This is a genomic window from Nocardiopsis halophila DSM 44494 (genome assembly GCF_000341245.1).
In the GTDB taxonomy this organism is placed as follows: Bacteria; Actinomycetota; Actinomycetes; order Streptosporangiales; family Streptosporangiaceae; genus Nocardiopsis_A; species Nocardiopsis_A halophila.
Genome location: NZ_ANAD01000102.1, coordinates 1 through 20,158, shown reverse-complemented (window position 1 = coordinate 20,158; position 20,158 = coordinate 1). Strand labels below are relative to the sequence as shown.

16 protein-coding genes are annotated in these 20,158 nt (G+C 75.4%); 10 read left to right on the top strand and 6 right to left on the bottom strand.

Going from position 1 to position 20,158, the window contains the following annotated elements:
* Positions 1-840 precede the first annotated feature (840 nt).
* The 3 genes from lnt (at position 841) to D450_RS0113030 (ending at position 4,144) form a co-directional block, all read left to right on the top strand.
* The gene (gene lnt, locus D450_RS0113040) at positions 841-2,502 is read left to right on the top strand and encodes an apolipoprotein N-acyltransferase (protein WP_017539111.1); all 1,662 of its coding nucleotides are present in this window, start codon (positions 841-843) and stop codon (positions 2,500-2,502) included.
* A 76-nt stretch (positions 2,503-2,578) separates the two neighbouring features.
* Positions 2,579-3,169, top strand: coding sequence for an FxsA family protein (locus D450_RS0113035; protein ID WP_026128521.1), 591 nt, complete (start codon positions 2,579-2,581; stop codon positions 3,167-3,169).
* Positions 3,170-3,361: 192 nt separating this feature from the next.
* Positions 3,362-4,144: an HAD-IIA family hydrolase gene (locus tag D450_RS0113030; RefSeq protein ID WP_017539109.1), complete on the top strand. Its 783-nt coding sequence runs from the start codon at positions 3,362-3,364 to the stop codon at positions 4,142-4,144.
* A 113-nt stretch (positions 4,145-4,257) separates the two neighbouring features.
* Here D450_RS0113030 and D450_RS0113025 read toward each other — a convergent pair whose 3' ends face one another.
* Positions 4,258-4,638, bottom strand: a complete 381-nt coding sequence (locus tag D450_RS0113025) for an RNA polymerase-binding protein RbpA (protein ID WP_017539108.1) — start codon at positions 4,636-4,638, stop codon at positions 4,258-4,260.
* A 286-nt stretch (positions 4,639-4,924) separates the two neighbouring features.
* Between D450_RS0113025 and D450_RS0113020 the strand changes: the two genes are divergently transcribed.
* Positions 4,925-6,373: a cytochrome P450 gene (locus D450_RS0113020; RefSeq protein ID WP_241483142.1), complete on the top strand. Its 1,449-nt coding sequence runs from the start codon at positions 4,925-4,927 to the stop codon at positions 6,371-6,373.
* Positions 6,374-6,450: 77 nt separating this feature from the next.
* Here D450_RS0113020 and D450_RS0113015 read toward each other — a convergent pair whose 3' ends face one another.
* Complete coding sequence (locus D450_RS0113015) at positions 6,451-6,855, bottom strand: nitroreductase family deazaflavin-dependent oxidoreductase (protein ID WP_017539106.1); 405 nt, start codon at positions 6,853-6,855, stop codon at positions 6,451-6,453.
* A 364-nt stretch (positions 6,856-7,219) separates the two neighbouring features.
* Between D450_RS0113015 and D450_RS0113010 the strand changes: the two genes are divergently transcribed.
* From D450_RS0113010 to D450_RS0113000, 3 genes are read left to right on the top strand one after another with little or no spacing between them, the layout of a single operon-like run.
* Positions 7,220-8,452, top strand: a complete 1,233-nt coding sequence (locus tag D450_RS0113010) for an ABC transporter substrate-binding protein (protein ID WP_017539105.1) — start codon at positions 7,220-7,222, stop codon at positions 8,450-8,452.
* The gene (locus D450_RS0113005) at positions 8,445-9,389 is read left to right on the top strand and encodes a carbohydrate ABC transporter permease (protein WP_017539104.1); all 945 of its coding nucleotides are present in this window, start codon (positions 8,445-8,447) and stop codon (positions 9,387-9,389) included. The genes D450_RS0113010 and D450_RS0113005 overlap by 8 nt, the downstream gene beginning before the upstream one ends.
* 14 nt (positions 9,390-9,403) lie before the next feature.
* Positions 9,404-10,228, top strand: coding sequence for a carbohydrate ABC transporter permease (locus tag D450_RS0113000; RefSeq protein WP_017539103.1), 825 nt, complete (start codon positions 9,404-9,406; stop codon positions 10,226-10,228).
* A 41-nt stretch (positions 10,229-10,269) separates the two neighbouring features.
* Here D450_RS0113000 and D450_RS0112995 read toward each other — a convergent pair whose 3' ends face one another.
* A complete protein-coding gene (locus D450_RS0112995; protein ID WP_017539102.1) occupies positions 10,270-11,667 on the bottom strand; it encodes an MFS transporter in 1,398 nt (465 codons plus the stop codon).
* A complete protein-coding gene (locus D450_RS0112990) occupies positions 11,664-12,506 on the bottom strand; it encodes a glycerophosphodiester phosphodiesterase (RefSeq protein WP_017539101.1) in 843 nt (280 codons plus the stop codon). The genes D450_RS0112995 and D450_RS0112990 overlap by 4 nt, the downstream gene beginning before the upstream one ends.
* 474 nt (positions 12,507-12,980) lie before the next feature.
* On the opposite strand from D450_RS0112990, the gene D450_RS0112985 reads away from it, so the two are divergent.
* Entirely contained in the window at positions 12,981-13,280 is a 300-nt protein-coding gene (locus D450_RS0112985; RefSeq protein WP_017539100.1) for an Rv3235 family protein, read from the top strand.
* A 606-nt stretch (positions 13,281-13,886) separates the two neighbouring features.
* Positions 13,887-15,458 carry a hypothetical protein gene (locus D450_RS30110; protein WP_051063581.1) on the top strand — a complete coding sequence of 524 codons (1,572 nt, stop codon included), beginning with the start codon at positions 13,887-13,889 and terminating at the stop codon, positions 15,456-15,458.
* A 365-nt stretch (positions 15,459-15,823) separates the two neighbouring features.
* Here D450_RS30110 and pstS read toward each other — a convergent pair whose 3' ends face one another.
* Both pstS and D450_RS0112970 read right to left on the bottom strand, forming a co-directional pair.
* Positions 15,824-16,945, bottom strand: a complete 1,122-nt coding sequence (pstS, locus tag D450_RS0112975) for a phosphate ABC transporter substrate-binding protein PstS (protein ID WP_017539099.1) — start codon at positions 16,943-16,945, stop codon at positions 15,824-15,826.
* A gap of 202 nt (positions 16,946-17,147) precedes the next feature.
* Positions 17,148-17,582, bottom strand: a complete 435-nt coding sequence (locus D450_RS0112970; RefSeq protein WP_017539098.1) for a type II 3-dehydroquinate dehydratase — start codon at positions 17,580-17,582, stop codon at positions 17,148-17,150.
* Between the two features lie 137 nt (positions 17,583-17,719).
* Between D450_RS0112970 and treY the strand changes: the two genes are divergently transcribed.
* Positions 17,720-20,125, top strand: coding sequence for a malto-oligosyltrehalose synthase (gene treY / locus D450_RS0112965; RefSeq protein WP_017539097.1), 2,406 nt, complete (start codon positions 17,720-17,722; stop codon positions 20,123-20,125).
* Positions 20,126-20,158 lie beyond the last annotated feature (33 nt).

The following is a 20,158-nucleotide window of genomic DNA, read 5'->3' as shown; positions in this document are numbered from 1 at the left end:
CCCGCCCCGACGGGGCGGCCGTCCGGGGAGGACGCCCGCCGCATGAGCGGAAGGCGCGGGGAGGCCAGGGGACGGGAGCCGCGGCACCCCGCGCCGGGCGTCCCTCCCCGCCTGCGCCGACCGGGCGCGGGCCCATCTGGTCGCCGGCGGCCGAAACCGCCCGCACCCACCCTCTCTCCGGCCTCACCGCACACCGCCGCCGCACCGGTCGCCCCACCCCGCGGAGGCGGGCCGCCCGTGCCCCTGCGGAACGGGCGCCCTCCGCGCCGGGCAGCGCGGGGGATGCTGCAACTCCAAGGAGAGCGTCCATCGATCGTGGTGATCTCACCACTTCAGGCCGCCGATCGTGGTGCTTCCACCACGATGGATGGACGCAGGAGGAGCCGCCCGATCGGCGCCCGGCCGTCGGCGGGCGCCATCCTTGGAGTCTGGCCTGTCCCACCCTCAGAGATGTGACCAGTGCCGGTTTCTCGCCGGCCACGGCTGCCGGGCGGTACGCCTCTCCAGCGGTTGCCGTTCTGGGGGCGGCCCGCTCCCCGAGGGGAGAACCCCGGCCGTGCGGTCCGGTGCGGGCCCCGTCCCGGTCGGCGGACGCGCCTCCGCCGGGCGGTGGAGGGGCCTCGGCGCGGCCTCTTCCGGGCGCCTGTGCCGGGGATCCAGGCCCTCCGGGGGCGGTTCAGGGGTGGTGGTACTGTTGCGCTGTGCCGGGGCCCACAGGGCCCGGCGCGTGCCATCCCCCTCCCCGCAGAGCAGACGTCCCGGCGCCGGCGGCCCATCGGCCCCGCGCCCTCCCCGGCCCGTCGCAGGGCCACGGGGACGCAGGTGGAAAGCGAGCCGCACGTGGTAGCCGAGGGCACCCGCTCCGATGCCGGCGGCGCCGAGGGCACCGGAGCCGCCCCGCGGCCCCGGTCCGGAGGCCGCCCCCGCCGCCCCTCGCGCGCGGCCCTGCTGAGCGCCGCGGCCGCCGCCGGGAGCGGTCTGGCCCAGCTGTTCTCGCTGCCGCCCTACGGCCTGTGGTGGCTCGGACCGATCGCGGTCGCCCTCCTGGGCTGGGCGGTGCTCGGCGTCCGCCTGCGCCGCGCCGCCTGGCTGGGCCTGCTGTCCGGCGCGGTGCTCATGGTCCCGCTCATCCGGTGGCAGGACGTGTTCGGCGTCGACGTGTGGCTGGCCATCTCCGCCGCCGAGACCGCCTACTACGTCCCGATGGCCATGGCCCTGGCCGCCGTCTCCCGGCTGCCGGGGTGGCCCGTGTGGACCGCGGCGGTGTGGGTGCTGCAGGAGGCGGTGCGCGCCCGCTTCCCGCTCGGCGGGTTCCCCTGGGGCAAGCTCGCCTTCGCCCAGCCCGACACCCCCTTCTCCGGTTACGCCGCCCTCGGCTCCTCGCCGCTGGCCTCCTTCGCCGTGGCGCTGTGCGGGACCCTGCTGCTGGCCGGGCTGCTGCGCGCCCTGCGCCCCCGCCCTCCGGGGGCCGGAGCGCGCGCCCTGGCCCTGCCGGCCGGGCTGCTGGCCGGGGCGGTGGCCGTGCCGCTGTTCGGCGCCGCGGCCCCGCACATCGGCGCACCGCAGGCCACCGGCACCTCCACCGTCGCCCTGATCCAGGGCAACGTGCCCAACGTCGGCGAGATGGACATCGCCGGCGAGCGCATGCAGGTGCTGCAGAACCACGTCGACACCGTCGAGGAGCTCGCCGACGCCGTGGACGCGGGCGAGGCCGAGCGGCCCGACCTGGTGGTGCTCCCCGAGAACGCCAGCGACCTGGACGCCTACACCGACCCCGAGGCGGCCGAGCTCATCGACCGGGCCGCCCGGCGCATCGACGCGCCCCTGCTCTTCGGCATCTCCCACTACAGCGACGACGGCACCGAGCGGGAGGTCCGCAGCGTGGTGTGGAGCCCGCAGGAGGGGCCCGGCGCGCACTACGCCAAGCGGTACCTGGTGCCCTTCGGCGAGTACATCCCCTACCGCGACTTCTTCACCCGGTTCGTGGAGCGGCTGCGCCGGGTCGGCGCCGACGCCGTGCCCGGGACCGAGCCGGGCGACCTGGAGATCGGCGGCACCACCCTGGCCACGGCCATCTGCTTCGACGTGGCCTTCGACCGCCCGCTGCGCGAGGCGGTGGCCGCGGGCGGCGGGATCATCGCGGTGCCCACCAACAACGCCAACTACAACTTCACCGGCCAGAGCGACCAGCAGCTGGCCATCACCCGGCTGCGCGCCGTCGAGCACGGCCGCCCCGCCGTGGTCGCCGCCACCAGCGGGGTGAGCGCCTTCGTCGCCGCCGACGGGACGCTCACCTACCGTTCGCCCGAGGCGGAACGGGCCTGGCAGGTCGCCGAGCTGCCCGCCATGGAGGGGCTGACCCCCGCCACCCGCCTGGGCGCGCTGCCCGAGGCGGCCCTGTGCGCCCTGGCCCTGGGGGCCCTGGCCGCCGCGGCGGTGGCCGCGCGCCGGGGCCGCACCGCCCGCGCCGCGTCCCCGGCGGAGGGTGAGAAGCGGGTGTGAACCCGCCGGCGCGGGAACGACGGGCCGGCCGCACGCGTTGTCCCCGACGAAGACCGCGACGCCGAGGATGGTGGACATGCCCCTGCTGATCGTGTTGGCGCTGATGGCGCTGCCGTTCGCCGAGATCTGGCTGATGATCGCGGTCGGCGGGCAGATCGGCGTCCCCTGGACCATCGCGCTGCTGTTCGCCTTCACCGCGAGCGGGGTGCTCGTGCTGCGCCGGGCCGGGACCCGCGCCCACCGCCAGTTCGAGGAGACCCTGCGCGCCCAGGCCCAGGCCTACCGGGACGCCGGCGGCGACCCCCAGGCCACGGCCAAGGCCCTGCGCGAGGGGGACTCGGCCCGCTCCCGCGACGGCATGCTGGGCGCGCTCATGCTCATGGTGGGCGGCATCCTGCTGGTCATCCCCGGGTTCATCACGGCCGCTCTGGGCGCGCTGCTGGCGCTGCCCTTCACCCGGCCGCTGCTGCGCTGGGCCTTCTCGGCCTGGGCCGACCGGCGCGCCCGCGCCATGGGGGCGACCGCCGGTCCCGGGTCCTTCGGCCCCTCGGGCCCCTCCGCCCCGTCCGGCTCCTCGAAGGGCCCCTCCGGCCGCCCCGGGAGCGGCAAGGTCATCCAGGGCCGCGTGGTCACCGACCCCGCCGAGAACGGCGGCGCCGCGGGCTGAGGCGCTCTCCGGCGCCCCCGCCGTCGTCCCCCGCCCCGCCTTGGTCCGGTCGCGCCCGGAAGCGGCCCCGAACCGCTCCGGGAGCGCCCGCCATACGGGCGAACCAGGCCTTTTCCGGGTGTCCCGGGCGCATGCACTCGTGACTCGGGGGACAATTGAGGCGTGAGCAACGAACCGCGGTGGAACTACCTCATGGACATGGACGGGGTGCTGGTGCGCGAGGAGCACCTCGTCCCCGGCGCCGACGCCTTCGTCGCCGAGCTGTGCGAGAGCGGCATCGGCTTCATGGTGCTGACCAACAACTCGATCTATACGCCTCGGGACCTGAGGGCGCGCCTCAAGCGCACCGGCCTGGACATCCCCGAGGAGTCGATCTGGACCTCCGCGCTGGCCACCGCACGGTTCCTGGACGAACAGCGGCCCGGCGGCTCGGCGTACGTGGTGGGGGAGTCGGGGCTGACCACGGCCCTGCACAACGTCGGCTACGTGCTGACCGACCGCGACCCCGACTACGTGGTGCTGGGCGAGACCCGCACCTACAGCTTCGAGGCGATCACCCGCGCCATCCGGCTGGTGGAGAACGGGGCGCGGTTCATCGCCACCAACCCCGACGAGAAGGGTCCGAGCCAGGAGGGCTCGCTGCCGGCCACCGGCGCGATCGCGGCGCTGATCGAGCGGGTCACCGGGCGCGCGCCCTACTACGTCGGCAAGCCCAACCCGCTGATGATGCGCTCGGCCCTGCGCGCCCTGGGCGCGCACTCCGAGTCCACGCTCATGATCGGCGACCGGATGGACACCGACGTGCGCTCGGGGCTCGAGGCGGGACTGAAGACGGTGCTGGTGCTGTCGGGCATCTCCGGCCGGGACACCGCCGACCTGTTCCCCTACCGGCCCACCAAGGTGATGAACTCGGTGGCCGACCTGGTGGGCATCACCGCAGACCCCTTCGGCATCGGGGTGCCCACGGCCGAGTGACCCGCGGGCGGTCCTGCCGCCCCGGACGCGAAGAGGGCGGCGGCCCGGTCTCCCGGGCCGCCGCCCTCCTGCAGCGGCGCTCCCGCCGCTCGGCGCCTGGCGGCATCCCCTCCTCAGGCGCTCTTGCGCTGCGCCATCGTCTCCATGTGCTCCCGCTCCTCGCGACGGCGGGCACGCAGCAGCTCGAGGCGCTCGGCGAGGACCTCTTCGAGCTCTTCCACGCTGCGGCGCTCCAGGAGCATGTCCCAGTGCGTCCGGGCGGGCTTGGCCTTCTTCTCCGTGGGCTCCTCGCCGTTGACCATCAGGGCGGTCTCGCCGCAGTAACGGCACTCCCAGTTCGAAGGAGTCTCGGCCTCGGTCGCGAAGGTGACGGAGAAGCGATGACCCCGAGGGCAGTCGTAGGTCACCTCCTGGCGCGGTGCCAGGTCGGTGTTGCGGTCGTTCTCGTAGCTCGTCGCCCCGAGCCGCGTGCCGCGAAGTGCTCGCTCGGCCATCGTTTACATGCCTCCAGGCGCTCTAGCGGTCTTCGTGGTTGTAACGCTCCGGTCCGTCTCAAAGATTCCCCGGACGATCGGGGTCCAACCGTGCGATGATAGGGGGTCGGTCCGCGATGCTCGCATCGGGGGCACCTTACCGTCCGTGAGGGCGGTCCGCGCCCGGTCACGGGGCGCGATCGACGGCCCCGGGCTTTTCGCGGAGTTGCCCCGGCGGAAGCACGGCGGAAACACGGCGGTCCTAGTGTCACCGGAGCCCTGCCCGCACTCGCACGAGGTGGTCGCCGTGGACTCCGCCCCCGCCCCCGCCCCCGCAAGCGCGCCCCCTTCCGGCCCCGCGCCCGGTCACGGGACCGGCGCGGGCACGGCCGCCGGCGCCGGAGCGCCGACCCGCCGGTGGGAGGAGCTGCGGGCCCGGTCGGGGGAGGTCGTCGCGGTGGAGGCGGCGCCCGGCGTCCCCGGCTGGCTGGTGCTGGGCTACCGTGCCGCTCTGGACGTCCTGCGCGACCGCGACCGCTTCGCCGCGGAATCGCCCGAAGGGGCGCGGCGGGCGCCCGGCCCCTGGTCGGGTGCGGTGCCGGCGGACGGGGCCGGCCACCGGCGGGTGCGCTCGGCCCTGCTGGCCGGGGCGGCCGCGATGACCCCGGACCGCACGACCGGCGAGGTGCGCCGGGCCGCGGGGCTCCTGCTGGACGCCCTCGCCCCGCGGGGCGAGGGGGACCTGGTCGCCGACTACGCCGCCCCGCTGCCGTCGATGGCGCTCAACGGGCTGTTCGGACTCGGCCCCGACCACGGGCGGCTGCTGGCCGCCGCCGGCCCCGGCGAGGCCGCCGCCTACTTCGACGGGCTCGTGCGCCGGCGCCGGCGCACGCCCGGGGACGACACGGCCTCGGCGCTGCTCGCCCATACCGGGGAGGACGGGCCGCTGACCGACGCCGAGGCGGCGCGCGCCCTGGAGGGGCTGTGGCGGGCCGGGGCGCGTCCGACGGCGGCCCTGGTGGCCGGGGCGGTGTCGGTGCTCCTGCGGGACCCGCCGGGCGGCACCGTCCCCCCGGCGCACGAGCTGCTGGAGCGGGTGCTGTGGTCGGACCCGCCGGCCGACGTGGTGGCGGGCCGCTACTGCACCCGGGACGTGCGCTTCGGCGGCGCCGTCATGCGCCGCGGACAGCCGGTGATGGTGGCGCTGGCCGCGGCTCACGGGGACCCGTCCGTGGCCGGAGCGGGGCGCGCGTTCGGGGACCGCTCGCACCTGGCCTGGGGCGCGGGCGAGCACCGGTGCCCCTTCCGCGGGCAGGCTGCGGAGATGGCGGCGGCGGGGGTGCAGGCGCTGCTGGACCGGTTGCCGCGGATGCGCCCGGACGGACCCGAGGAGCGTCCGGCCGGGGGCGGGGCCGGCGGCCCCGGGCGGCTCCCGGTGGTCTTCCCGGCCGAGGAGCCGTCCGGGACCGGCCCGGCTCCGGGCGGGAGCGGGCGCGAGGGCGGGGGAGGCCTGCGCAGGATCCTGCGCAAGGCGCGCAGCCGCCCCCGGCCCCAGGGGGCCAGGTACGGCCCGCCGTCGGCGCCCGCGGACGACGGAGGGCACGAGCCGCCGCCCCGGGAGGCCCCGGTGCGCGCGGCACGTACCCTGGCGGCCCCGGGGCGGGCCGGGGCCCGCTACCTGGCCCCGATGGCCCCGCCCCCCGCCCCGGAGCCCGACGACCTGGACCGCCTCCTGGAGCGGTGGAAGGAGCGGTGAGCCCCGGCAGGGACGCCGCAGGCGCCGTACCGGCCCACGGGACGGCCGGGGCCCGCGAAGAACGCCCGGGGCTCCGCTCAGGAGACCGGTTCCAGGATCACCACCGGGATGTCGCGGTCGGTCTTGGTCCGGTACTGGTCGTAGTCGGGCCAGGTCGCCGCCATCACCGGCCACAGGCGCTGCTTCTCCCCGGCATCGGCCGTCCGGGCGCGCGCGGTGAAGCGGTCACCGCGCACCTGCACCCCGGCCTCGGGGTCGGCCTGGAGGTTCTTGTACCACTGCGGGTGGTCCGGGGCGCCGCCGTTGGAGGCGACGACCACATAGGAGTCCCCGTCGGTCCGGTAGATCAGCGGCGTGCTGCGCGGCCGCCCGGACGAACGCCCGGTGGTGGTGAGGATGAGGACCGTGGTCCCGTTCCAGTCGTGCCCCTCGGCGCCGTCGGTCTCCCGGTACCGCTCCACGTGCTCCTTGCCGAACAGCATCTGCTCCCCCTCGTGTCGTGGTCGGACGGCGGGCGCCCGGCGCGCACGGCCCCTGCCGGCGGCCCGGGGCCCACCGCTGCCGTCTGGCACTCCAGTTACCCTCCCCGCCCCGGGCGGAATCCCGCGTGCGGCGGCCGCGTGGCGCCGGGCGCCGCCGGGCCCGGGCCCTGTACACCGGTGCCGGTCCGGCCGATCATGGCCCCGAGCCGTCCGAGGGGTGAGTGACGGGAACGGGCCGCCCGCCGCCCCGTCCGCCGCGCCCCGCTCCGCAGGGAGGGAAGGGGAGGGACGATGCCCACCTCATGTCGCCGGNGGGGGGCCCCCCTGCCTGCTCCTCGGCTCGTGCGCGGTGCTGTCCACGAGCGTGCGCGAGGACGACACGCCCGACTCCGCCTCCACCTCCGTCACCGGCGAGCCCGTCACCCTCAGGCTCGCCTACGCCGACGACCCGCCCACGAAGGCCCTGGTGGACGGGTTCACCCGGCGCCATCCGAACGTGACGGTCGAGCTGGAGCGGACGCAGTTCCGCGACTACGTCACGACCGTCAAGCTCTCCATGTCCTCAGACGACCCGCCCGACATCGCCCAGTACAACCCGGGCGCCATGGGGTCGCTGATCCCGGCCGGGCTCATCATGAACCTGGACCTGCACGCCGAGGCCTACGGGTGGCAGGAGGAGTTCCCCTCCAGCGCCCTGGAGCCCCTGCGCACCGGCGAGGACGCCGGAGAGTACGGCAGCGGCAGCCTGTACGCCGTCCCGGGGTCGCTGTCGGTGCTGGGGGTCTTCTTCAACACCGAGCTGCTGGAGGAGGCGGGCGTCGACGGTCCCCCGGCGACCCTGGAGGAGTTCGAGCAGGACCTGGAGCGGGTGGAGGACACCGGGACGACGCCGCTGGGCGCCGGGGCCCTGGAGGTCGGCGGCTTCCACCTGTGGAACGCGCTGCTCAACGTCCTGGGCGACCAGCAGGACTACCGCGACTGGGTCTACGGCTCGCCCGGCGCCACCATCGAGACCGCGGCCGCCGAGCGGGCCGCGCGCACCCTGACCCGGTGGGAGCGCGCGGGCTACCTGTCCGAGGGCGCCAACGCCGCCTCCGACATGGACGCCCAGGCCGACTTCGCCGCGGGCGGGAGCGCCTACCTGGTGACGGGCAACTGGGCGGCCGCCGCGCTGTCCGAGGAGATGGGCCAAGACGTCGGCTTCTTCCTCATGCCCGGGCCCACGGGCCGGGAGCCGCCGGTGGCCTCGGGCTCCAGCGTGTCCTACGCCGTCTCCTCCCGGACCGGGCACCCCGACGTCGCCGCGGCCTTCCTCGACTACCTGGGCACGTACGAGGCGGCGCGGATCCAGGCCCGGAGCGGGTTCATGCCGGTCGACCCGGCGGCGGCCGGGGCGGGGGAGGGGGTGATGGGCCAGATCAACGCCGGCTTCGCCGAGGTCATCGAGGCGGAAGGGCTGGTGCCCTTCCCCGACTACGCCACCCCCGGGATGATCGACCGGCTCACCCCCGGGGTCCAGGGGCTGGTGGCCGGGGTGCGGACCGAGGAGGAGTTCCTCGCCTCCCTCCAGGAGGAATGGGAGGACGAGCATGAGTGAGGGCGCCCCGGCGGCCCCGCGCCCCCGCCCCGCGCGCCGCTCCGAGCGCGGCCCCCGGGCCGGGAGCCCGCGCCCGGGCCGGGTGGGGACGGGCGCCTGGCCCTACCTGCTGCCGGCGGTGCTGGTCTACGTGGGCTTCGCCGTCTACCCGGCCGTCAGCACCCTGCAGTTCTCGTTCCTGGACTGGGACGGGGTGGCGCCGCCGGCCTGGGCCGGTGTCGACAACTTCCTGCGGGTGGTGACCGAGCCGCTGCTGGGCCGGGCGATCCTCAACGCGCTGCTGCTTATCGTCTTCTTCACCGTCCTGCCGATCGCCCTGGGGCTGGTGATGACGGCCCTGATCGCCGGCAGGGCGCGCCGCGGGGCCGCCTTCTACCGGGTGGTGTTCTTCCTGCCGCAGGTCCTGCCGCTGGTGGCCGTGGGCACCACCTGGCGCTGGATGTACAGCGAGGACGGGATGGTCAACCGGTTCCTGGGGGCGGTCGGGCTCGGGGACCATGCGCGGGCCTGGCTGGGCGACGAGAACACCGCGCTCGCGGCCCTGGGGCTGATCGGCACCTGGTGCATGAGCGGCCTGTGCATGGTGCTGTTCATCAGCGGGGCGCAGAAGGTCGACGCGGCCCTGCACGAGGCCGCCGCCATCGACGGGGCGGGGCCGGCCCGCCGCTTCCTCAGCGTCACCCTCCCCGGGCTGCGCAAGGAGATCGGCATCGCCGGGGTCATCACCACCATCGCCGCCCTGGCCGGCTTCGACCTGGTGTTCGTCACCACCGACGGCGGTCCCGCCGGGGCGACCAACGTTCCGGCGCTTCTGGTGTACCGGCTGGCCTTCAACGAGGGCGACATCGGCGCCGCCAGTGCGCTGGCGGTCGTCCTGACCGTGCTCGTCGCGGTGTTCGTCGGCGCGATCCGCCTGCTGACCCGGGAGGACGCATGAGCGGGGCAGGCCCCATGGGGCAGAGCGCTCTGGGCACGGCCCTGCGCTACGGACTGCTCAACCTCCTGGCCGTGCTCGTGCTCCTGCCCTTCGCCGGCATCGTCCTGGCGGCCCTGCACCCGGCCGGGGCCCAGGTCGCCGGGGCCGCCCTGCCCGACCGGTGGTCCTGGGAGAACTTCGCCCTGGCCTGGGAGGCCGGCGGCTTCGGGGACCTGATGCGCTCGGGGCTGATCATCAGCGGGGCGGTGGTCCCGCTGACCGTCCTGCCGGCCACGACGGCCGGGTTCGCGCTGGGGGTGCTGAAGGTGCGCGGCGGCCGGGCCCTGTCCCTGGGGTTCGTGCTGGGCCTCACCGTCCCGGTCGAGCTGCTGGTCATCGCCCTGTACTACAACCTGCGCGAGGTCGGCCTGACCGACTCCTACACCGGCGTGGTCATGGCCGAGGCCGCCCTGTTCCTGCCGTTCGGCGTCTACTGGATGCAGTCGCACTTCTCGGGGGTTCCCCGGGAGCTCGTGGAGTCCGCCCGCATGGACGGGGCCGGCAACGCGACCGTGCTCTGGCGGGTGCTGATGCCGCTCTCCGGGCCCGCCGTGACCACCCTGGCGGTGCTGGTGTTCATGTGGTCGTGGAACCAGTTCCTGCTGGTGCTGGTGATGATGCAGGACCCGTCGATGCGCACCCCGCCGACCGGCCTGGGGCTGTTCGTGGGGCGCTACGGAACCGACGTGCCCCTGCTGGCCGCGGCGAGCCTCATCGTCATCGCCCCCATCGTCGTGGTCTACCTGGTCTTCCAGCGCAGCTTCGTCGAAGGGGTCACCCGGGGCGCGGTCAAGGGGTGAGCGGGTGCGGCCGCGGGGCGCGCCCCGCGGCCGCACCCGCCTCAGAGCCGTTCGGGCACTTCGTTGCCGGCGTCGCGGATGCCCTTGCGGAAGTCGGTCTTCCACAGCAGGAACCCGCCGATGATGAAGAAGGCGATCAAGGAGAAGATCGCCACCCGGTAGCCGCCGGTGAGCGTCACCGCCACCGTCACCGCCAGCGAGCCCAGGAACGTCGACCCCCGGTCGCTGATCTGGTAGACCGCGAAGTACTCGGCCTCCCGGCCGCTGGGGATGAGCTGGGAGAACAGCGCGCGGGCCAGGGCCTGGGACCCGCCCAGGACCAGGGCGATGCCCACGCCCAGCGCCATGAACAGCACCGGCTCCCCGGCCGGCAGCAGGTAGCCCAGCGTCACCAGCACGCACCACACGGCCAGGGTGGCCAGCACGGCGTTCTTGGGGCCGGTCACCCGCGCCAGCGCGCCGACCAGCAGGGCGCCGCCGAACGCCACGAACTGGATCATGAGGATCGTGCCCATCATGACCTCTTGGCCGATGCCCAGGTCCTGGGTGGCGAACGGGGCGGCGTAGCGCACGGCGGCCTGGATGCCGTCGTTGAACAGGATGAACGCCAGCAGGAACAGCAGCGTCTGCGGGTGGTGGCGCATCCCCTTCACCGTGTGCGCGAACTGCAGCACGGTCAGCTTGGCCGTGGGGCGGCCGGCCGTGAGCGCCAGGTCGGTGTAGCGGTTGCGCAGCGGGCGCAGCGCCAGCACGGTGAACCCGGCCCACCACACACCGGCAGAGGCGAAGGCGATGCGGACCGCGTCGGCCTGGCCCACGCCCAGGTCGTCGGCCATCAGCACCAGCGCCAGATGGGCGGCGAGCATGGTGGCCCCGCCCAGATAGGCCAGGGCCCACCCGGTGCTGGAGACCCGGTCGCGCTCGTCGGGGGTGGCGATCTCGGGAAGGAAGGAGTTGAAGACCGCCAGGGAGGCGCCGTAGACGACGTTGGCGACCAGGAACAGGGCCGAGGCGAGCAGCCAGCGGTCGCCGGCGAGGTACAGGGCGCTGACGGCGACCGAGCCGGTGAAGGCCAGCCAGAACAGCCACCGCTTCTTGTGCCGGGAGCGGTCGGCCAGGGCGCCCACCGCCGGGAGCAGCAGGATCTGCAGCAGGATCGCGGTGGTGGTCACCGCCGGGTACAGGGCGTTGGCGTGCAGCTTGATGCCCAGCGGATACACGTAGTAGGGGCCGCCGGTGCACACGGTGGTGTCCGGCGCCCCGGCGGCGGCGCAGGCCAGGCCGCTCAGGTAGGGGCCGATGAGCACGGTGACCACCGAGGTGATGAACACCTGGTTGGCCCAGTCGTACAGGTACCAGCCGCGCTGCTCCCGCTTGCGCTGGGCCGGATCGGGGGAGGGGGCGTTGCCGGGTGCGGGGGTGGGGGCGGCGGAGGTCATCTGGTGCGGGATCCGTCCTGGTCGTCGGCGGGGGGGACGGGGTCGCCTCCGGCGGGCGGCCAGGCGCCGCGGGCCCTGAGGACGTCGCGGAGCCCGGTGGTGTTGTCGGTGACGATGCCGTCCACCCCGGCGTCGAGCAGGCGCGCCATCACGCCGGTGTCGTTGACGGTCCACACGTGCACCTGCATGCCCAGCCGGTGGGCGGTGGCGATCAGGTCGCGGCTGAGCACGGGGAAGCCGTGCATGCGCATGGGGATCTGCACGCACTGCACGCCGCGGCGGGCGAGCGGGCGCAGCGCGGGGTGGAGCGAGGCGACGCGCAGCCGGGCGACGTCGACGGGGCCGCAGGAGGTGGCCACGCGGGGGCCCATGGTCCGGCGGACGCGGTCGAGCCGGGCCTGGTCGAACGAGCCGAGGCAGACCCGGTCCCAGGCGCCGGTGCGGTCGAGCACCCCGGCCAGGGGCTCCACGGCGCCGTCGGCCTTGACGTCGATGTTGAAGCGGGCCTGCGGCCAGGCGTCCAGCAGGTCCTCCAGCAGCGGGACCGGCTCGCCGCCGCCCACCCGGGCCCGGGCGACCTCGGTGGAGGGCAGGTCGGCGATGGCGCCGGAGCGGTCGGTCGCCCGGTCCAGGGTCTCGTCGTGGAAGGCCACGAGCACGCCGTCCCGGGTGGCGTGCACGTCGGTCTCCAGGTAGAGGTAGCCCAGGTCGACCGCGTGCTGGAAGGCGGCCGCGGTGTTCTCCAGCTCGGTGCGCGCGTTCCCGGCGGCGTCGAAGAGCCACCCGCCCCGGTGCGCCAGCCCGATGGGGACGGGGAGATCGAGGTAGCGGTGAGTCACACCCAGAAGTATGCCGTTCTGCGGCGACACGGACACCACCGCCCGGCGGCCCGCACCACCCCCGAAGGCGAACGCGCGGTGCGGGGGCGGGGGCCGGGCGTCCCCTGAGGCGTGCCTTCCGCGCTGTTCGCCTGACCGGTCCGGGCCCGGCACCCGCCGTGGCCGCCGTGTCGGCGGTACCGCCATCGCCCCATGGGCCCCGGGCCGGGGCGGCGATCGGGATCAGGGCGGCGCTGATCCCGCTTCCCGGGCCGACCGGAAGGCCGAACGCGCGGTGCCCGGCGAAAAAGCTGGAATTCCATGTGGCAACGGGCGGTGGCCGCGGCCTCTGTATCTGTGACGGGCGCGGCTCCGAGCCGCCTCCCCGCTCCCGTCGGTGCCCGAGAGGAGCTGGAAATGCCGCGACTGCATCCGCCCCGGCGTCCGTCCGCGATCCGCTGCCAGCGTGTCCAGGGAGCCTGGTCGGCTCGCCAGGTGTCCCGACTGGCCCAGCTCACCGCCGAGGTCCTGGCGGGCGAGCGCGCGCCGGTCCAGGTGGAGCCCCTGCTCGACCCGCGCCCGTACTCGCTGCTGTGCCGCAGGGCCGGCGTCTTCCGCGAACGCACCCGCCCGCGCGTCCTGCGCACCTGGGTCCGGTGCCAGGGCCCCGCGGTGGCCGAGGTGGCGGCACTGGTGCGGTGCGGGCGCCGCCACCGGGCCCTGGCCTTCCGCGTGGTGCGGAAGGAGGGCCTGTGGGTGTGCACCCATCTGGAGACCGATACCGACAAGAGCTGAGCCCCTCCCCGGAGACCGCCTGCCCCCCGGGCGTAGCGGGCGGGGCAGGCGGCCTCCTCGTCGAGAGCGACGTTCCGAGGAGCCGCGACCAGGCCGGACCCCGAAGACGCGGCCACGGCGAGGGCCCACCCGGGGGCCGTCAGAATGACGGCCCCCTCACGCGGCATGCGACCGGCCGAAAGCGGGACCGGCGATCGATAGTGGTGGATTCACCACTTCAAGCCGCTGATCGTGGCGATTCCACCACTATCGATGTGCGGGAGCCGAGCGCCCTGCAAGCGGCCCTGGACGATTTCCGAAAGCCACAGTGGCGCCGGCCGTCGTGTGCCCGGTGAGGGGGCCGCGGCCCTGCACGGTTCCGCTGCTCTGGAAGGGCGGCCGTGCGACCATGGGCCCGTGTGGCCCGTGTGGCCGAGGCCGGCGGCGTCAAGCGGGGCCCTTCCCCGTCCTGGGGTGCATGTGCGGCATCGGGGATGAGCGGGGCCCGGCGATGTGAATGGGCGGGATTCGGGGCATGTCTTCCGCGCCTTCCGCGATTATGACCCTCCGTGCCGGTATAGTGACTATGTGTTGCCACATCGCCACTCAGCGTCGCAGCCCGCAGGTGTGCGCCCCGCCGACCGCGGCCGGCCGGGGCGGGCGCGGGCCTTCCGCAACGACTGGACCGGCCTCCACCCGCCCGATCCGGGGTCCTGGACGCCCCGTCTGGCGGTCGGCGCCGTGGTCACCGCCCTCGGCGGCGAGCGCCTGGACCTGACCCTGGCGGCGCTGTCGGTCCAGACCTACCCCGCGCACCTGCTCGACGTGGTCGTCATCGCCGCGGACAGGGTCCCGGTGCCCGCCGACCCGGGCGAGAGCGTCCGCGTCGAACGGGTCCCCGCGGGCACCGGGGCCGCGGCCGCACGCGCCCTGGGCGCCCGGCTCGCCGAGGGCGACATCCTGTGCTGGCTCGACGCCGGCATGCTCGTCGACCCCTTCTACGCCGAGACGCACGCCCGCTGGCACCACATGCGCCCCGACTGCGTGACCCTGGCCGACGTGCTCTGGGCCCAGGACGCCCCCGCCGACCCCGCGGACGTGGCGGTCATGGCCCTGTCCGGCGGCATGGCCGACGCCCTGGGCGGTGAGGGCGCCTGCGCCGACCGCGACGCCCTGCTGGACGCCACCGGCGACCTGGCCGAGGCCGACGGCCGCGCCCGCCTGGCGTTCACTCGCGCCGCATGCGCCGTGCGCAGCGCCTTCTACCGGGCCGCCGCCGACGGCGACGCCCCCTTCGGCGAGGCCGAGCTGGCCGACCGGCTCTGGAACGCCGGAGCCCTGTTCCTGGCCGACCGCGACGCGCCCGCCTGGTCCACCGGCGACGCCGCCCCGGCCCTGGCCACCGGGCACCGGGGCGGGCCGCACCCGCCGCGTGTCCGCGCGGTCGTCGACATCGGCGGCGCCGACTACGACATGGTGCGCGGGTGCGTCGACCGGCTGCTGGACGCCGGCGAGCCCGACGTCGGCGTCGACCTGGTCGCCGACTGGGAGGGGGAGCGCGTCTCCGAGGAGGCGCTGCTGGAACTGCGCCTGATCCAGGCCGCCTACCTGGCGGACGCGCGGGTGCGCTTCGTGCCGGACCCGCCCCGGACCGGCTTCCCCTCGCCCTTCCTGCTCCAGCTCCCCGTCGCCTGGGGCCTGGCCCCCGGAACGCTCGGACTGCTGACCGCCCGCGCCGAGCGGGCGCAGGCCGGGATCGTCGAACTCGTCCCCGAGGCCGCCCCCACACCGGGCTCCGGCGTCCGGCTCTGGCGCACCCGCGCGCTCACGCGGGCGCTGCGCGAGCGCTGCGAGGGGGAGCGGGCGGCCGACGTCGTCGCCGAGGTGCACGGGCGCTACCGCATCCGGGCGGGTGAGGGCACGCTGGTGGACCTCACCGACCCGGAGGCCTGCCACTACCGCTCCGAACCGCTGCGGACCGGAACCGCCGCCGAGGCCGACGGCGGGGGAGGGGCCGCAGAGCCCGAGGGGTACGGCGCCGACGAGGACGCCGTCCCGGACGACGACCGCTCCCTGCGCGGGGGACCCGATAGGGAAGGGGTCGGGCAGGGGCGCCTGCGGGCCCTGGCGGCGGGGATCGGCGGCGCCGTGGCCCGGGTGCGCCGCCTCTGTGCGAACCCTCTGCGTTTCATCCGCTGACCCGGCCCGCCACAGCGGGCCCCGCGGGCGGGCCGCGTTGTTGATCTCGGGAAAGTCGGCCCTATACCGGCCGGTACAACCCCGACTTCCCCGAGATCAACAACGGAAAGGGGAACGGCCCTGCAGGCGCGGTTCCAGGGCCGGCTTCTCCCGGGGCCGGCACGGGAGCGGGCGCAAGCCGGACCACGGTGCCGGACACGGACACGACCCGACGCCCCTGCGACCCCGCCGCCCGGCAGGCGGGCCCGGGGACGTGTCCGCCCCTGTCGTGTGGTCGGCGTCCACCGGGTCCTCGACCGACCTGTCGTTGCAGTACCCGGGAGATCGACGAACTACCGCAGAGGTGAGGATCTCCAACTGAAGGGCTAGCCCTCGCCCGTGCCGATGGCGTCCAGGGTCGCCTGCAGGTCCTCGCGGATCTCCTCGGGCAGGGGCGCCGACCCGGTCTCGGCGGACGCCGCCTCCTGGCCCTCAGGGCTGATGACGTAGCTCAGGAAGTCCCGCACCCGCTCGCCCCTGGTCTCGTCCTCATAGTCCATGCAGGCGACCTGGTAGCTGACCAGGACGATCGGGTAGACACCCTTCTCGGTCGTGCCGTAGTCCAGCTCCAGCGCGTGGTCGTAGCGGCTCGACCCCTCGCGCTCGGGGGCGTCGGCCACCACCTTGGCCGCCGACTCCGGGGACAGCTCCACGAACTCCTCGCCCACGCCGACGCGCGCCGCCGACATGTGCCCCACGTGGGAAGCTTCCACGTAGCCGATGGTGCCCTCACCGCCGGACACCGCCTCGGCGATGCCGCTGTTGCCCTGTGCGGCCTCGACCGGGGGCAGCGGCCACTGGCCGCCGGGATCGAAGGTCCAGGTGTCCGAGGCGGTGCTGTGCAGGTACTCGGTGAAGTTCTCCGTGGTGCCCGACTCGTCCGAGCGCGAGACCGGTGTGATGGGCATGTCCGGCAGGTCGGCGTCCGGGTTGTCCTCGGCGATCTCGGGGGCGTCCCACGTCGTGATGTCGCCCTTGAAGATGCCCGCGATGGTGGCTGGCGCCAGGTTCAGCTCCTCCACGCCCTCCAGGTTGAACACGACCGCGATCGGGACCACGTAGGCGGGGATGTTCACCGCCTCGGAGGAGTCGCAGCGCCCCACCGCCTCCTCGTGCTCGACGGGGTCCAGCGCGGCGTCGGACCCGGCGAAGGCGACCGCGCCGTCGAGGAACTGGCTGCGGCCGCCGCCCGACCCGATCGCGTCGTAGAAGACCAGCGCGTCCTCGCAGGAGGTCTGGTAGCCCGCGATCCACGTGGTCATCGCGTTCTCCTGGGCGCTGGAGCCCGCACCGGACAGGGTGCCGTCGAAGCAGGCCATGTTCTCGGGCACCGGGATCGGGTCGTTGCCGCGCACGGCGTTGTCGCTCCCGCACCCCGTGGTCAGGGCGACGGCCCCGGACAGGGCGGCCGCGAGGCAGGCGCGGCGGCTGGACGGACGCATGCGCATGGCTGTGGTGTTCTCCCCTGGTGGGCGCCTCGGCGGCGTTCCGGCGGCCGCCCCCTGTCGGGCACGGTACGGCCCGTCGGACGGTTCCGGGCACGGCGCACCGGCGCGGCTGAACGAACGACGTCGAAGAATTTAACAACTGGTGGCGCGCCGCGCCGAACCGGGCCGGTGTGGTGATGGGCTCACCCGGCCCGGGAACCCGTCAGGCCCGGTCGCGGGCCTGGCGGATGCGCTCCAGGACGGCGCGCAGCCCCAGCTCGTAGCCGAACGCCCCGCAGCCCGCGATGTAGCCCTGCATCACCGGCGCGGTGACCGAGGTGTGCCGGAACTCCTCGCGCGCGTAGACGTTGGAGATGTGGACCTCCACGCAGGGCGTGTCCACCGCGTCCACCGCGTCGCGCAGCGCGATGCTGTAGTGGGCGAAGGCGCCCGGGTTGACGACGATGCCGTCGAGGTCGGCGGCGCCGTGCACGAGGTCGACCAGTTCGCCCTCGTGGTTGCTCTGCGCGCACCGCACCTCGGCCCCCAGCTCGGCCCCCAGCGNGGAGCCGTAGGTGGCGGGGTCCCTGCGGCCCAGCAGGCCGAGGTTGGGGCCGTTCAGCAGCAGGACGGTCGGGCGGTCGGTCGCTTCGGACAAGGGGAGGCCTTCCGTGCGGTCGGGTGGCGGTCGTGCGGCGGGCGCCGGCCGGCGGGAGCGGCCGGTGCCGGAAAGCCTAGCCCCGGGACCGATGGCACGGTTACCGGCCGCGCGCACGCGGGCACCAAGGAGTGCAGATGAGCAGCCACGGACCGACCGCGCCGACGTCGACCTACCGCCTGCAGATGCGCCCTGCGGGCGGCCTTCGCGATGCCGCCGACACCGCCTCCTACCTGCACCGGCTCGGGGTGGGGGCGGTCTACACCGCCCCCCTGCTCGCCGCCCCCGGCTCCACCCACGGCTACGACTGGACCGACCCCCGCCGGGTCTGCCCCGACCTGGGCGGGGAGGAGGCGCGCGCCGCGCTGGCGGCGCGGCTGCGGGCCCTGGGCATGGGGCTGGTGGCGGACATCGTCCCCAACCACATGTCGGTGGCCCTGCCCGAGGCCAACGCCTGGTGGTGGGAGGTGCTGCGGGACGGTCCCCGCGCCGTGCACGCCCGCTGCTTCGACATCGACTGGGAGCGCGGCCCGCTGGAGCTTCCGGTGCTGCCCGACGACGGCGACGGCGGGCGGACGGCGCTGTCCCGCCTGGTCCTGCGCGGGGGGCACCTGGAACTGGACGGGCGCCGCTACCCGGTGGCCGAGGGCACCGTCCCCCACGACGGGGAGGCCGATCCGGAGCAGGTGCACCGGGCGCAGCACTACCGCCTGGTGTCCTGGCGCCGCTCCCGCGAGGCCATGTCCTACCGCCGGTTCTTCGACGTGTCCGACCTGGCGGCGCTGCGGGTGGAGGACCCGTGGGTGTTCGAGCGGGTCCACCGGGAGGTGCTGCGCTGGGCCGACGCGGGGGAGGTGACCGGTCTGCGGGTGGACCACCCCGACGGGCTGGCCGACCCCGGCGGGTACCTGCGCCGCCTGCGGGACCGGTTCGGCGGGTGGATCGCGGTGGAGAAGATCCTGGCGCCGGGGGAGGAGGCGCCCGCGAGCTGGCCGGTCGAGGGCACCACCGGCTACGACGCCGCGCGCGAGGTGTGCGGGCTGTTCGTCGACCCGCGGGCGGAGGGGCCGCTGACCCGCCTGGCCGAGGAGCTGGGGGCGCCGGGGGACCCGCGCCGGGTGGAGGAGGAGTGCAAGCGCCGGGCGGCCACCGAGGTGCTGGCGGCGGAGACCCGCCGCATCGCCTCGGCCGTCGAGCGCGCGGCCGCCGCGGAGGCCGGAGGGGAAGCCGGCGGCGCGGACGAACGCGGGGCGGGGGGCCGCGGCCCCGCGGAGGCCACCGTCCGGGCCGTGGCCGAACTGCTGGCCGCCTTCCCCGTGTACCGCACCTACCTTCCCGAGGGGCTCGGCCGGTGGGCCGAGGCGGTGCGGCGCGCCCGCGAGCGCGTGCCGGAGGCCGCCGCCGAGCTGGCGCTGATCGACCGCCTGGTGCGCGGCGACCCCGGTGGCGAGGCCGCCGTGCGCATCCAGCAGACCAGCGGCATGGTGACGGCCAAAGGGGTGGAGGACACCGCCTTCTACCGGGCGACGCGGTTCATCGCGCTCAACGAGGTCGGCGGCGACCCGGCCGGGTTCGGGGTGTCCGTCGGCGCCTTCCACACCGCCCAGGCCCGCAGGGAGACGGCCCGGCCGCACGGCATGACCACGCTGTCCACCCACGACACCAAGCGCTCCGAGGACGTGCGCGCGCGCCTGGCGGTCCTCACGGAGATCCCCGAGGAGTTCGCGGCCGCGGTGCGCGAGTGGACCGTCCGCCGCGGGCTGAGCGAGCCGTCACTGAACCTGCTCGCCTGGCAGACCCTGGTGGGGGCGTGGCCGATCAGCGCGGTGCGGCTGCGCGAGCACCTGCTCAAGGCGGCGCGCGAGGCGAAGGCGGCCACGTCCTGGACCGACCCGGACCCCGCCTTCGAGGAGGAGGTGCGGGCCTGGCCCGAGCGGGTGCTCTCCGACCGGCGCATCACGGTCGGCGTCCAGGGCCTGGTGTCCCGGATCCGGCCGCACGGGTGGAGCAACGCACTCGGGCAGAAGCTGGTGCAGCTGGCCATGCCGGGCGTCCCCGACGTGTACCAGGGCACCGAGCTGTGGGACCTGTCGCTGGTGGACCCCGACAACCGGCGCCCGGTCGACTTCACCGCCCGGGAGGTGCTGCTGGAGCGGCTGGAGTCGGGGCGGCGCCCCCCGGTGGACGCCTCGGGGGAGGCGAAGATGCACGTGGTGCGCCAGGCGCTGCGCCTGCGCCGCCGCCGGGACCTGCGCGGGTACCTGCCCCTGCGCGCCGAGGGGTGCGCGGCCGGACACGCGGTCGCCTTCGCCCGGGGGCCCGGCCTGGGGGCCGCCGCGGTGGCCACCCGCCTCCCGGTGGCGCTGGAGGCGGACGGGGGGTGGAGGGACACGGTCCTCCCGCTCCCATCGGGCCCGGGGCGCTGGCGGGACCTGCTCAGCGGCCGCGAGGTGGAGGCCCCGGCCGCCGGCGGCCTGGTCGCGCCGAGGCTGTCCGACCTCCTGGCCGACTATCCGGTGGCCCTCCTGGAACGGAGGGAGTGAGCGGCCGGGCCGAGCCTTTNCCTCGGGGCCCGC